Source organism: Wenyingzhuangia fucanilytica (assembly GCF_001697185.1).
Taxonomy (GTDB): Bacteria; Bacteroidota; Bacteroidia; order Flavobacteriales; family Flavobacteriaceae; genus Wenyingzhuangia; species Wenyingzhuangia fucanilytica.
Map to the genome: position 1 here is coordinate 409681 of NZ_CP014224.1, position 12892 is coordinate 422572.

Consider the following 12892-nt stretch of genomic DNA (forward strand, 5'->3'; position numbering starts at 1 on the left):
AATTACTAAAAAAGGAAAGTTTTTATTAAGTAGAAGGAAAATAAGTTCTCGATACTTGATTTGTTTCCGTTACACTACAGCAAATCAAACTCGAACTGACATAGGATTTAAAATGTCACTTCGAGTGCCCTGAACTTGTTTCAGGGTGTATCGAGAAGTGCTACGAGTGATGATGAAAAATACTCATTTCACTCGTAAAATACACTTGAACTGAAAAATTAGGTTTTACCTTTTAAAGCATTTTATATACAACTGTTAGGTTTTTGGTATAGGTAATGGTTCCTGCGTTAACATCAACCATAGAAGAATTTACGTCCATTACTTCGTAGTTAGCAGAAGCTTTGTACATAGGTCTTGGTGTTGGAGTAGGGGTTTCTCCATTATTGCTTATTGATTCAATAACGATCTTAGGTTCTTTACTAAGATGAAAAGATTTAGATTTTGTTTCGTTAAATAATTTTTCAGCTAATACATTTGCGTTGTTTAATGCTTTAATATAAGCTTCGTTTTCTGCTTCTTCTTTTTTGCTATAATCATAATGAAGACCGTTTAAGGTAATATCTTCGTTGTCTAATAAATCGGCATATATTTTTTCTAAACCTTTAAGATTTCTAAAAATTACTTTAGTGTTAATATTAGCACGGTAACCTTTAAAAACTTTTTCGTTATTTACCCAATTGTATTCTTTGTTGATTTGAAGATTACTAGTTTGGATATCTTTTTTATCTATATCTAATTTTGAGAATCTTTTATTTAACTCTTCAGATATTTTAATAATTTCTTTTCTTAAGATAGTAGCATCTTTGTTGGTTTTTGTAATGCTAATATTTGTTGATACAATGTCTGGAATAACTTCTACTTCTCCTTTAGTTGTTAATGAAATCATTTGAGCATTGATGGTTGATAAACCACAAGCAATAAATAATATGGCTGCAAATATGATGTTATTTTTTTTCATGTTTTTTTGTTTTAATAATACTTGATGTATTAAAGAGTAAAAGTCGTGCCAAAATAATATTAAGCAAGATTATTTAGTTTGTGAGTGTCACTAATGGCTTTTTTATATTTCCAATTCATCCATTTTTCGCCTAATGTTTTTCGCATTAAGTTTTCTATATTTCTCATCACAACGATGTTGTAAACAGCTTTGGCTAGATTTTTTGGTTTTTTGGGAATGGTTCGTAAACTCATAGAAAAACCAGGGGTGATATATTTCATATAATGCCAATATCCTTCAGGAATATAAAGCATATCTCCGTGTTCTAAATCGGTAATATATCCTGATGCGTTTTTTAAGGCAGGCCATTTTTCTAAGTTTGGATTAGAAAAATCAATATCTCTTAGTGTTAAAAGTGAATTAGGTACTTTATATAAGTAGTTGTTTTGATTTTGATCAAATAGTATACACTGTTTTTTACCATCAAAATGGTAATGGAAAATATTGGCTAAATCAATATCATAATGCATAAAGGTAAAAGAATTGGTTCCTCCAAAAAATAAGGTGGGAATACTTTTTAAAAAAGTCAGTCCATAGTCAGGATACTTAAAATCATTTTGTAGTTCTGGAACAGCTTTAAGAATGTTCCACAAAAAGATTCGGTATTCTGTTGGTTCTTTTTTTAGCAAATCAATATAATCACTCATTTTCATTTCTGCATGAGGAGAATTAAATTTTGATTTTGGATCGATAGGTCTGTTATCATAAAGCGGTACAACTTTATCACCAGCAATCTCTTTCATAAAATTTAAATCCCATTTTTGATTTGCAGGCCAGTTTTTGGATGCATTTTTTATAACTACAGGTTTTTGAGGAATAAAATATTTTTCAATAAATTCTTCTTTTGTTAAATCCGTTGTAGTTTCTATTTTTTGTAAATTCATACTTATCTAAGTAATCAAATCACCATTAGGTGTTGTTTAAATATTGTTTCTAGTGCTAAAGTAAGAGCCGCAATTTATATACCGTTCACTACTGTAATAGAAATTTAAATTTACTTTTTTTCTACAATCTATAAAACACCTAAATAAAATTCCTTAGCACAGGTGGTTAATGATTGTTGAATTTTGATGGAATAGGAGCTTCTATTAAAAAAGGTTCGTTTTGGTAAGTAAAAGAAAGTTTCCAGGCATGTAGGAACAAACAATCCGTATCGTATGTAAGAGGATTGTTTTTAAAGTAGTTGATGTCCTTGTATCCATAATCACCAACTATGGGATGGTTTAAGTCGGCTAAATGTAGTCTAATTTGATTAGTTCTACCAGTATAAGGAATCACCTCTAGCAATGTGGTATTTTTATTAGGATATCTTTCTAAAACCTTAAACTCTGTGTAGGCTTCTATTCCGTGGTTAGAACTAGCTCTTCCTCCTCCGGCGGTTTTCTGAATTCCTATTTTTGTATTAGTGTTAAAAGAATCTTTTTTAGGAATTCCTTCAACCAAGGCTAAATAAGTTTTTTGGGCTGATTTGTTTTCAAACTGTTCTCCTATACTTTTTACAATTTCTTTGTTTCTAGCCAAAATAACAATTCCTGTGGTGTTGGCATCTAATCTATGGATGATTTTTAAATCTTCTTCGGGTAGTGCTAATTTTAAAATTTCGGTTAAACTATTCTTGTTAAACCTTCCGCTAGGGTGCATTGGGAGTGGAGCGGGTTTGTTAATAATAATGATGTTTTCATCACTAAACAATAAGTCTATTTTATTATTTACCCAAGGTTCTGTTTTAGGTTCTGAGGTGTGTTGAGTAATATCTCCTCCTTTTACTATGGTTGATGTTGTTGCGGGTTTTCCGTTAATCAATAAAGTTTGATTCTGTATTTTTTCTAGCCAAATATCTTTGTTCGAACGTGGGACTAGTTCAAGAAAAAAATCAATAATATTTAATCCTTCATATTTTTTTTTAACAGGAAGTTTATACTGAGTAGGGTAGGCAACAGCGCCAGGTAAAGGTTCTGTAATAGCCTTTATTTGCTGATTAAAATACGTTGTAGAAATAGCGCTCATAGTGTTGCAAAAGTAATAAAAAACAAAAGCTCGTAGAGGTGTGTTTCTACGAGCTTTTGTGAAATAAAGTTGTTATTTATGATTGCTGCGGAGCATTTGCTTTTTTAACAAACTTGGTTAAAATAACAATGTGTGTTCCTTCTACACGTCCTTCAATATGTTCTGCATTGTCGTGGACTAAAGAAATGTTTCTTACTGCTGTTCCTCTTTTAGCAGTAAAGTTCCCTCCACCTTTAACATCTAAATCTTTAATTAAAGTAACAGTGTCTCCGTTTTCTAAAATAGCTCCATTAGAATCTCTGTGGATAATTTTTTCATCATCGCTTAAATGATCTCCTGTAGCTTCGGCAAAACGTAAATCAGCATCTTCAAAATACATCATATCGATTAAATCTTGTGGCCAACCTTCTGTTTTTAATCTGTTTAACATTCTCCAAGCTGTAATTTGTACGGCTTTGTGTTCGCTCCACATAGAGTCGTTTAAACATCTCCAGTGGTTGGTGTCCATGTTTTCAGGGTTATCAATCTGGTCTTTGCAGGTATCACAGATTAATATATTAGTATCTAAAGTGTCTGTTAAGCTTGGTTTTAATCTAAGGTCGTTTAAGTTTCCTGTAGCAGTACAAAGCTCACATTGGTTTCCACTTCTTTTTTCTAATTCTTCTCTAATATTCATTTTTGATGTTTATTTGCTGAATTTTTTAATCGTTTAACTGAGAATTCTTTTTTTTGCTAATCGCTAATCGCTAATCGCTAATCGCTAATCGCTAATCGCTAATCGCTAATCGCTAATCGCTAATCGCTAATCGCTAATCGCTAATCGCTAATCGCTAATCGCTAATCGCTAATCGCTACTTGTTCATTCTCTGTCTTACGGTTTCATATAAAAAAGCCCCACAAGCAACTGATACATTTAAAGAACTAATTTTTCCTAATAAAGGAAGTTTTACTTTAACATCGACTATTTTAAGAATAGAAGGATTGATTCCTCTGTCTTCTGATCCCATAATGATTGCAGTAGGTTTTGTGAAATCAGCATCATAAACTGTTTCTTCCGTTTTTTCTGTAGCACATACTATTTGGATGTCTGCAGCTTGCAACATAAAAATAGCGTCTTTAATATGATCTACTTTACAAATAGGTACATTAAATGCAGCACCTGCAGATGTTTTTACGGTTTCTCCGTTTATAGGAGCGTTTCCTGTTTTAGGAATAATTACTCCGTGGGCACCAGTACATTCCGCAGTACGGATAATAGCTCCAAAGTTTCTTACATCAGAAATTTGATCTAAAAGTATAAATAAAGGAGTTTCTCCTTTTTCAATAGTACTTGTAATTAAAGCATCTAAGTCGTAAAAAGAAATAGGAGCAATTAAAGCAGCAGCACCTTGGTGATTATTGTCTCTAGACATTCTGTCTAGTTTTTCAACAGGTACAATGCTAGAGGTAATATTGTTGTTTTTTATCAATTGTTTTAGCTCGGTCATTAAAGCACCGTTAACATCTTTTTGTAAAAAAACTTTGTCGATAGAGTTACCAGCGTTGATTGCTTCTATAATAGCTCTAATTCCGAATATTTTTGATGATTGTTTTTCCATGCTGCAAATGTAATGTTTTGGTTTTAAGAATTAGTTATTAGAAATCAAGAAACTATAAAACAGGAATCAATATTTTTTAATGTTTATTTGTTGAATTGTTTAATCGTTTAACTGAGAATTTCTTTTTTCGCTAATCGCTAATCGCTAATCGCTAATCGCTAATCGCTAATCGCTAATCGCTAATCGCTAATCGCTAATCGCTAATCGCTCCTTGGCAACTACTCCCAGCTCCAGCTGTACAACCATAACAATGTTGAGAGACTACAATTTGCCTGTTGTTTAATTCATTCATATTAAATTCAGAGATATGTTTTCCTTTTGTCGCTACTTTTAAATCTAGTTGTTGATTAAAATCACAATCAAATAAATTACCATTCCAATCTATAGAAATGGTGTTTTTACACATAACGTTTTCTACTGCTGATGGATTGTAAGCATCAACCAACTCATCCATATAATCTTCGTAATTTTCAGATGCAACTAAAAATTCTAGAAAGCGACTAATGGGTAAATTAGTGATTGAGAATAAGTTGTTAAAAGTGATGTTGAAATCTTCCTTAAGTGCCTTTTTAAATTCTTGTTCTAGTTCCAATTGATTTCCTGGTAAAAAAGCTCCAGATGGATTGTAAACTAAATCTAATTTTAAGCCTGTTCCTGGTATTCCATATCCTACTTTATTTAGTTCTTTTAAAGCTTCAATAGAAGCATCAAAAACACCATCGCCTCTTTGTTTGTCCGTTTTTCCACGTTTGTAAAAAGGCAAAGAAGAAACCACATGAACATTATGTTTCTTAAAGAATTCTGGCAGGTCATAATACTTTTTATTGGCCCTAAGAATGGTAAGGTTAGAGCGAACAATAAAATCTTGAATTCCAATTTTACTAGCTTCTTCTACAAACCATCTAAAATTAGGATTCATTTCTGGCGCACCACCAGTTAAATCTAAAGTTGTAGCGCCAGATTCTTTAAGTTTATTTAAACACAGCTGCATGGTTTCTGTGGTCATAATTTCTTTTCTGTCTGGCCCAGCATCTACATGGCAATGTGTACAAACTTGATTGCACATATATCCCAAATTCACTTGGAATATTTCAAGTTTATTAGGCTTTAAAGGATATTGATTGCTTTCAGAAACTTTTTGTTTAAAAGTAGGAAGCTCTCCATTGGCAAAAATCCCATTATTAAATAAGGCTAATTGATTTTTTGGATTTGCTAAACTATCTTTTCTTTTTGCAAGTGATTTCATTTTTAATAGTATTAAGTAGTAAGTATTGAGTGTTGAGTTTTACAGGAGCTACTTTTAGCTCTGTACTCGTTACTTTGTACTCTGTACTAAAACGATAGTTTATCGTATTTTTTCATCATTTGAACACCGTGAACCAAAGTTGCTCCAGATTTTATAGCAGCAGCTACATGTACGGCTTCCATCATTTCTTCTCTTTCCAATCCACGTTTTAATCCGTCTGATGTATAAGCATCAATGCAGTAAGCACATTGTACGGTGTGAGATACAGCTAAGGCTATTAAAGATTTTTCACGAGCAGTTAGGGCTCCTTCTTCAAATACTTTTCCGTAGTATTCAAAAAACTTATCTCCTAATTCTTGATCCCATTCGCTAATTTTTCCAAAATCTTTTAAGTCTTTTGGATCGTAATATGTTTTTTGCATGCTTGTTATTTTTGATTGTTTAAGTTCCAGTTATATTCTTTATAATCAATAGTTGCACCATTATTTATGGTAATGTTGCTGTATTGGTTGATAAAAGTAATTAAATCGGTTTGTTGGGTAAAATCATCTTTAAACCAGTTAAAAATTTGAGATAATTCTACTTTGTTTAAGGATATATTGTTTCGGTTACTATCGTTGATAAAACTATTCATTTGTGTGGTCAATAGCGAGTCTATATTTTTTTCAGTAAAAGCAATGTTAGGGAGTTGTGGGCAAGATATAGAAGCACAATTTACTCCTACATGAATTCTAGGATCTTTATATTTTTTTCTAAGAATTTTATGTTCAACATCATTTAAAGTATAGGTTTTACTTCCAATTTTTACAAAAGGAATTTCCCAAGCGTTTTTATCATCTTTTTTAATTTCTAAAATAGATTTTAATGGGTAATGCTTTAGGATTAGCTTAATCGTGTAAGCGTTGTAAGCATTTATCCAAAAAGCTTTTTGTTTACTATCACTCCAATGATCATCCGGTTGTGTGTTTGCTAAATAAGATAAATATTGATTTAGTTTGATGTTATCATTTTTAAAACCATCATAGTTTACCCATCCTTTTTGATCAACGTGTTTTTGTAATAATTGATTCCACAGGGTTGATTGAGAAAAGCTAGTAAAACTGATAAATAAGATAAAAAGGAGTATTATTTGTTTCATAAAAGTTAAATGAGAATAATTAGACAGTAGCTTAGTTGAGCGTTACCTTAAATCATTACAGAACTAATTTTTTTATTTCTTGATTCTCGTCTAAATTAAATTTTCTTCTCATGTAGTAAACAATTAAATAAAGTATTGGCGTATCTAATAAAGCGATGATTATTTTAAATAAAAATCCACTAATTACAAAAGGTATAAAAGAACTCCATGGGAAAACTTTAAAGAGGCAAAGTAAACCAACAACTAAGGAGGTGTCTATTAATTGAGAGGTAAAAGTCGAAAAATTATTACGTAACCATAAATGTTTTCCTTTGGTGTAGTTTTTCCAAAAATGATAAATTTTGATATCAATAAATTGAGCAGTTAAATAGGCCAACATAGAAGCCAATACACCTAAGGGAGATAAACCAAAAACTTTATTAAAAGTATTGTCGTTAATAGCAGAACTTTCAATAGCGGGTACTTGACTAGCTATATAGATAATAAACATGGAAAATACGGAAGCAAAAATCCCGACAATCACCACTTGATTGGCTTTTTTCTTTCCGTAAATTTCAGAAATAGTATCTGTAATTAAAAAAGTAATGGGGTAAGGTAAAATTCCTACAGAAATTTCAAATCGATACCATCCAAAAGGTTCCCAATAAAAAAACTTTTGAAATATTAAATTAGAAACCACCAACGAAGTAATAAATAGGGTTGCGAGAATTAAATAAATAAAGGTTGCTAGTTTCTCTTTTTTTGTAATCATACAGTATTTATGTTATCTTCCTTAAAAATACTACACTTTACACAAAACAAAGATTCTTTTAGGGCTTTTTTGTTATTTTTGCCCCACAAAATTTAGAAAAACTAATTTTTATGAAAGCATATGTATTTCCTGGACAAGGAGCACAGTTTACAGGAATGGGGAAAGATTTATATGATAACTCTCCATTGGCTAAAGAATTATTTGAACAAGCAAATGAGATTTTAGGATTTGAAATTACTAAAATTATGTTTGAAGGTTCTGCAGATGATTTAAAGCAAACCAACGTAACTCAACCAGCAGTATTTTTACATTCTGTAATTTTAGCAAAAGTTTTAGGAGATGATTTTAAAGCTGATATGGTAGCAGGACATTCTTTAGGAGAATTATCTGCCTTGGTTGCTAACGGAACTTTATCTTTTGAAGATGGATTAAAATTAGTTGCTAAACGTGCTGATGCTATGCAAAAAGCTTGTGAATTACAAGCAGGGACCATGGCTGCTGTTTTAGGATTAGAAGATGCAGTGGTAGAAGAAATTTGTGCAGCAATTGATGGAGATGTGGTAGCAGCAAATTATAACTGCCCAGGACAATTAGTGATTTCTGGTGAATTAGAAGCAGTAAAAGCAGCTTGCGAATTGGCTACAGAAAAAGGAGCTCGTAGAGCATTATTATTGCCTGTAGGTGGAGCATTTCACTCACCATTAATGGCACCAGCAAAAGAAGAGTTGGCCGCGGCTATAGAAGCTACTCAGTTTAATGAGCCTTCTTGCCCAGTATATCAAAATGTGGTAGCAAAAGCAGTTACTAACCCAGCGGAAATTAAAGAAAACTTAATTGCTCAATTAACAGGAGCTGTTAAGTGGACACAATGTGCACAAGCTATGATTGCTGATGGAGCAACAGAAGTTATTGAAGTTGGACCAGGTAAAGTATTACAAGGTTTATTTGCAAAAATTGATAGATCTGTAGCTAGAAGTAGTGCAGAAATTTAAGAGATAAAACTTTAAGTTTAAAAGCCCTTGTGAAAGCAAGGGCTTTTTTGTTTTATTAATTTTAAGTGTTTTTTTTATGAAATTAGTTTTTTTAGGTAGTTAATAATGTATTATTGGTAGTTTTTTTAGGTTCTTAAGTGTTTTTTTATACTCTATTCATGTGTTAGTTAAATTAGAGTATGAGTGTTTTGTGGAGTGAGCCTTTACTGTATGGGAAAAGTCATTTTTATTTTTTAATGCATTAAATCAGCAAATTGATTTTAAGAAAAGAAATTACATTGTTAAGGCATTTTTTTAAATGTGTAAACTTAATTTCTAACTAAAAATCATATTTATGATGAATAAACTAAAATTATTAAAGGACTATTTTCTCAAAACAAATTTTTATTCCATTTGTTTTAAGTGTTTAACTGTTTTGCTAATCGTAATGTCAAGCCAGAGTTATGCTCAGGTTGTAGGTACAGGAGATTGGTCCTCGGTAAGGTTGTATGGACATGCTTATAATCAAGATGGTTTTAGTCAAGCTGAATATAGCTGGATAGCCAATCACAACTTTTTGTTTACTATTGAAAAACGTCACGCGAGAAATATTTACGGAAATCCAACATCGGAATTTGCGTCCAATCTAGCAGCTCAACAGATTAATACAAATAACTCAGTCTGTAAACCTTTGTTTTATTGGAATTCGTCAAAAATATTTGATGATATTTATGCTACTGTTCAAGATGCCGTTACCAGTAATCCTTCATGGGTAAGACCTGATGATAGATGGGATTATACAAATTCAAATTTTAGAAACTGGTGGGTAAGTATTGCAGAGGATCAAGTAAATAATGCTTGGCATGAGGGAGTTTTTGTAGATGCTGTTCCTAATGTAGTAGGTATACAAGGAGCGACAGCACTGTCGGAGTTGGAGAATATGATGGATCAATTACCAGGGCTTGTTATCTATAATGGGTTTTATACACCGGTTAATGGAGGAAGTTTGTTAGCGGGTTTATCAACTCTAAATCATGCGGATGGTGTATTTGTGGAGAAATTTATGAATAGTACTTGCGATACAAAGGAGAAAGGAAAAGTTTTACTTGATGAATTGCTATTAGTTCCAGGAGAAAAATATATTATTGCAAATTCAGAGCATGAACCAGCATGGAATTCAACAGATCATAAGTTTAGTTTGGCTTGTTATCTTATTATAGCAAATAATAGAAGTTTTTATCGTTACGTAGATCAAGAAGGAATTGATTATAGTTCAAATGCACTTACTTATTGGCATGAAGACTTTGGTAAAAATATTGGGGCTCCACTAGGAAAAGCAACAGTAAATGGTTATGTCTATACGAGAACATTCGAAAATGCATCAGTAACGGTGGATTTAGAAAATAAAACTTCTTCTATCATATGGGGTTCTACTACCAACCTAGCCTTGTCTGGTACTGCTAGTCAATCGAGTACAGGGGCAGGAGGGGTTGCCTCTAGGGCTATTGATGGTAATACGGATGGATATTGGGCTAATGGATCTGTAAGTTTTGCTAATGCATCATCAAATAAAGCATGGTGGGAAGTAGATTTAGGAGCGGAGTATAGTATTGGGGATATTAATATATATGGTAGGATGGATAGTGTTCATCAAGCTTCTTTGTCAAATTTTACAGTATTAATTTACGATGCTAGCAATACTAGAATTTTTTATCAGACATTTACATCTTATCCAAACCCTTCAGTAACTCTTAACTTAGGAGGGATGAATGTAAAAAGAGTAAGAATTAGGCAAAATGATACTACTAAACCCTTAGCTTTAGCAGAGGTTCAAGTTTTTAAAAATATTGTAAATTCTTCTATGAAAAAAGATCCGAAGAGTGTATTGGATACTAGTCAAGGGGTGTTTATAAATGAAATCTCAAATGTAGGAGATTTAGAATGTAATATTTATCCAAATCCAGTAGAAAATGAACTGTTGATAGGTACTAGAGATCATTTAGAAACAACTTATGAGGTTATTAATTTTAAAGGTCAAACAGTACTTTCAGGTCATTTAATAGGGAAAACTACACCTGTTGATTTTAGTAGTTTGTTTTCAGGAAATTATATTGTTAAAGTTTCAAATATCTCAGGAGTATATACTCAAAAGATTATAAAAAAATAAACAATATCTATATAAACAAAAACCATCTGAAAATGATCAGATGGTTTTTTATATTACTTTAATGATAGAGTTTTTTAGTGACTATAAAATTTAAAATAGGTAATTATTTAATCAAACTTCTCCCATTCAAATTCATCTTCTTCATATTTAAGTTCTGCATCTTTTTCCCAAATTTCCATTTCACAAGGTTTGCAGTTAAATTTTAGTTTGTATTCTGTTTCACCATGAGAAAGAGTTAATGGTTCTTTTAGTTTTTCTCCCATAGTAGCACGTTGGAATCTTGCGCATTTACCCAATTCGTATTTTACACAATACTTGGTAGTCATAACTCTTGCTTTTCCAGGTTCCCACTGTAATTCAAAAGCTTTTTCAATTTCCTCTACACCATGTCTTTTGTAAAATTGTCTTGCTAATTTATTAGATACGTTGTATGTAAAGTCTAATGTTTTTTCAGGATAAGGATGATCTGTTTTTACAATAGCTTGCTCATCTCTATGGTATTCCTCAATTCGAATATCTATTAGTTTGTCTAAAACTGTTCTTCTAATCTCATTAATTTTAGAGATAGGCACAAACCAATTGTCTTTTACATCAATAGTAATATCATCAACAATAAAAGGAGTGTTTCCTGTTTTAACTAAGTTTTTTTCTAGGTTACCTTTTAAGAAACCTTCTTTTTTAGCTAATTCTTTGGTGATTTTAAATCCTTCGGAGCTAACATGACCATCTTCATCGGTAGCGGTTAATAAAAATCCATATTGAGTTTCTTCAAACTTTAGTTCCACTCCAATTTTTCTGATAGCACTGTTGTCTTTTTCAACTTGCTTGTTAAAGTTAGCATCAGAGTTTCTAGAAATTAAGGTTCCTACAGGAATGTTTTTATAGTTGTTTGGAGTAATCCACCCGTTTTCTACAGTGTTGATTTGTACTCCATCAGCTTCGTTTTCCTCATTAATAAAGTAAAGTCCATCACCGTTGTTTAGCTTTTCAGCATTTTCAATCAGATATTTTCCGTTTTTAACTTCAACTACTTTACCTATAATTTGCCCTTTAGATTTAGGACTTTCCCATGATCCTATTTTTGCAATACGTTTGTTTACAAAATAGTCTGTATATCCACGGTTAAAACTTCTGTCCATTTCGGCATCAAAAGTGTAGAAAGTTCTACCCGAAGAAGCTTTTTGAAATCTTTCTTTTCCATCACCATTTAAGAAATCATCTAATCTCTTTCTTAGGTAAGACACATTGTTTTTAACATAAACAACATCTTTTAAACGACCTTCAATTTTAAAAGACATTACCCCAGCTTCAATCATTTGAGGTAATTGATCACTTAAATCTAAATCTTTGATAGATAGTAAATGACTGCTTTCTATTAAAGTTTCGTTGTTTCCATCAGTAAGTTTGTAGGGTAATCTACAGTTTTGTGCGCATGAACCACGGTTGGCACTACGTTCTCCACCAGCAACACTCATATAACAGTTTCCACTAAAAGAAACACATAAAGCACCGGATACAAAGAATTCTAACTCAACATCACAAGCTTCGTTAATCTCTTTTATCTGATCTAGATTTAATTCTCTAGCCAAAACCACACGCTTCATTCCAGCTTTTCGTAAAAACTCTACTTGTTTAGGTTCTCTGTTGTTGGCTTGTGTGCTTGCGTGAATTACGATAGGAGGCAAGTTCATTTCAAAAATGGCCATGTCTTGCACAATTAAAGCATCAACACCTATGTGGTATAATTCGTGAATTAATTTTTCACAAGTTTCAAGTTCATCATCATATAAAATGGTGTTGATAACTACAAAAACTTGTGCTTTAAACAAGTGAGCATATCTAACCATTTCGGCAATATCTGCCACCGAATTGTTTGCATTTGTTCTTGCTCCAAACTGAGGAGCTCCAATATAAACTGCATCTGCTCCTGCATTAATGGCTGCCATTCCTTGAATAAGATTTTTGGCAGGTGCTAAAATTTCAACCTTTTTTTTCATAAGTAGTATAAATTCTTTAG

12 protein-coding genes are annotated in these 12892 nt (G+C 32.0%); 2 read left to right on the forward strand and 10 right to left on the reverse strand.

Annotation, left to right across the window (positions count from 1 at the left end; translation table 11 throughout):
* Positions 1 to 232: 232 nt before the first annotated feature.
* The 9 genes from AXE80_RS01800 to AXE80_RS01840 all read right to left on the reverse strand — a co-directional run bounded on the left by AXE80_RS01800 (position 233) and on the right by AXE80_RS01840 (position 7737).
* Positions 233 to 958, reverse strand: a complete 726-nt coding sequence (locus AXE80_RS01800; protein WP_068824208.1) for an SIMPL domain-containing protein — start codon at positions 956 to 958, stop codon at positions 233 to 235.
* 59 nt (positions 959 to 1017) lie between these two features.
* Entirely contained in the window at positions 1018 to 1887 is an 870-nt protein-coding gene (locus AXE80_RS01805; protein WP_068824209.1) for a cupin-like domain-containing protein, read from the reverse strand.
* Between the two features lie 160 nt (positions 1888 to 2047).
* Complete coding sequence (locus AXE80_RS01810; RefSeq protein ID WP_068824210.1) at positions 2048 to 3004, reverse strand: RluA family pseudouridine synthase; 957 nt, start codon at positions 3002 to 3004, stop codon at positions 2048 to 2050.
* Between the two features lie 76 nt (positions 3005 to 3080).
* The gene (locus AXE80_RS01815) at positions 3081 to 3680 is read right to left on the reverse strand and encodes a PhnA domain-containing protein (RefSeq protein WP_068824211.1); all 600 of its coding nucleotides are present in this window, start codon (positions 3678 to 3680) and stop codon (positions 3081 to 3083) included.
* A 175-nt stretch (positions 3681 to 3855) separates the two neighbouring features.
* The gene (gene rlmB, locus AXE80_RS01820; protein WP_068824212.1) at positions 3856 to 4602 is read right to left on the reverse strand and encodes a 23S rRNA (guanosine(2251)-2'-O)-methyltransferase RlmB; all 747 of its coding nucleotides are present in this window, start codon (positions 4600 to 4602) and stop codon (positions 3856 to 3858) included.
* A 193-nt stretch (positions 4603 to 4795) separates the two neighbouring features.
* Positions 4796 to 5848 (reverse strand): arsenosugar biosynthesis radical SAM (seleno)protein ArsS, encoded by a 1053-nt coding sequence (gene arsS / locus AXE80_RS01825; protein WP_068824213.1) that lies wholly within the window; start codon positions 5846 to 5848, stop codon positions 4796 to 4798.
* Positions 5849 to 5934: 86 nt separating this feature from the next.
* Complete coding sequence (locus AXE80_RS01830; protein WP_068824214.1) at positions 5935 to 6270, reverse strand: arsenosugar biosynthesis-associated peroxidase-like protein; 336 nt, start codon at positions 6268 to 6270, stop codon at positions 5935 to 5937.
* Between the two features lie 5 nt (positions 6271 to 6275).
* Positions 6276 to 6986, reverse strand: coding sequence for a DUF547 domain-containing protein (locus AXE80_RS01835; protein WP_068824215.1), 711 nt, complete (start codon positions 6984 to 6986; stop codon positions 6276 to 6278).
* Positions 6987 to 7041: 55 nt separating this feature from the next.
* Entirely contained in the window at positions 7042 to 7737 is a 696-nt protein-coding gene (locus AXE80_RS01840) for a queuosine precursor transporter (protein WP_068824216.1), read from the reverse strand.
* Between the two features lie 110 nt (positions 7738 to 7847).
* Here AXE80_RS01840 and fabD point away from each other — a divergent pair, with 110 nt between their 5' ends.
* Positions 7848 to 8729, forward strand: a complete 882-nt coding sequence (gene fabD, locus AXE80_RS01845; RefSeq protein ID WP_068824217.1) for an ACP S-malonyltransferase — start codon at positions 7848 to 7850, stop codon at positions 8727 to 8729.
* A 427-nt stretch (positions 8730 to 9156) separates the two neighbouring features.
* Entirely contained in the window at positions 9157 to 10875 is a 1719-nt protein-coding gene (locus tag AXE80_RS01850) for a putative glycoside hydrolase (RefSeq protein WP_068824218.1), read from the forward strand.
* Between the two features lie 107 nt (positions 10876 to 10982).
* On the opposite strand, the gene AXE80_RS01855 is transcribed toward AXE80_RS01850, so the two are convergent.
* The gene (locus tag AXE80_RS01855) at positions 10983 to 12872 is read right to left on the reverse strand and encodes a peptidase U32 family protein (protein WP_068824219.1); all 1890 of its coding nucleotides are present in this window, start codon (positions 12870 to 12872) and stop codon (positions 10983 to 10985) included.
* Between the last annotated feature and the right edge of the window lie 20 nt (positions 12873 to 12892).

Coding starts and splice junctions, on each gene's coding strand:
- AXE80_RS01815 (WP_068824211.1), bottom strand. CDS start 3,680: ATGAATATTAGAGAAGAATTAGAAAAAAGAAGTGGAAACCAATGTGAG.
- AXE80_RS01850 (WP_068824218.1), top strand. CDS start 9,157: ATGTCAAGCCAGAGTTATGCTCAGGTTGTAGGTACAGGAGATTGGTCC.
- AXE80_RS01810 (WP_068824210.1), bottom strand. CDS start 3,004: ATGAGCGCTATTTCTACAACGTATTTTAATCAGCAAATAAAGGCTATT.
- AXE80_RS01800 (WP_068824208.1), bottom strand. CDS start 958: ATGAAAAAAAATAACATCATATTTGCAGCCATATTATTTATTGCTTGT.
- rlmB (WP_068824212.1), bottom strand. CDS start 4,602: ATGGAAAAACAATCATCAAAAATATTCGGAATTAGAGCTATTATAGAA.
- AXE80_RS01840 (WP_068824216.1), bottom strand. CDS start 7,737: ATGATTACAAAAAAAGAGAAACTAGCAACCTTTATTTATTTAATTCTC.
- arsS (WP_068824213.1), bottom strand. CDS start 5,848: ATGAAATCACTTGCAAAAAGAAAAGATAGTTTAGCAAATCCAAAAAAT.
- AXE80_RS01855 (WP_068824219.1), bottom strand. CDS start 12,872: ATGAAAAAAAAGGTTGAAATTTTAGCACCTGCCAAAAATCTTATTCAA.
- AXE80_RS01830 (WP_068824214.1), bottom strand. CDS start 6,270: ATGCAAAAAACATATTACGATCCAAAAGACTTAAAAGATTTTGGAAAA.
- fabD (WP_068824217.1), top strand. CDS start 7,848: ATGAAAGCATATGTATTTCCTGGACAAGGAGCACAGTTTACAGGAATG.
- AXE80_RS01835 (WP_068824215.1), bottom strand. CDS start 6,986: ATGAAACAAATAATACTCCTTTTTATCTTATTTATCAGTTTTACTAGC.